The sequence below is a fragment of the Pseudomonas sp. SB113 genome (assembly GCF_040754745.1).
In the GTDB taxonomy this organism is placed as follows: Bacteria; Pseudomonadota; Gammaproteobacteria; order Pseudomonadales; family Pseudomonadaceae; genus Aquipseudomonas; species Aquipseudomonas grimontii.
The window spans coordinates 1-431 of the sequence record NZ_JBFMHW010000205.1 but is presented as its reverse complement, the minus strand read 5'-3'; the positions used below and the strand labels follow the sequence as shown (position 1 = coordinate 431).

The window sequence follows — 431 nt, the reverse complement described above, 5'->3', positions numbered from 1 at the left end:
GAACAACTGCCGGTGGCGAAGCGATCTTCGATGCCGTTCGCGAACTGGCAGGCGAAAAGCCGGTCGTCGCACAAGTTGGCACGCTTGCCGCATCGGCAGGCTACATGATCGCCAGCGCCACCGACCATATCGTCGCGCGGCAGTCCTCCATCGTCGGTTCGATCGGCGTTCTGGTGCAGTTTCCCAACTTCACCGGCCTGATGGAAAAGGTCGGCATCACGCTGGATGAAATCAAATCCTCGCCGCTCAAGGCCGAACCGTCGCCCTTCAACCCGACGACCGACGAAGAACGCGCCATGATCCGCTCTCTGATCATGGACAGCTATGAGTGGTTCGTCGGTCTGATCGTGGATCGCCGCGGCATGTCGCGCGCCGAAGTGCTCGCCCTTGCGGACGGCTCGATCTTTACCGGGCGTCTGGCGCTGGCGAAC

The 431-nt window shown here is 61.9% G+C and carries 1 protein-coding gene; it reads left to right on the top strand.

All coding sequences use genetic code 11. The features are described 5' to 3' along the window. Positions 1-431: S49 family peptidase (locus tag AB1462_RS32180; protein ID WP_367249164.1), on the top strand; the 431-nt coding region annotated here is incomplete at both ends.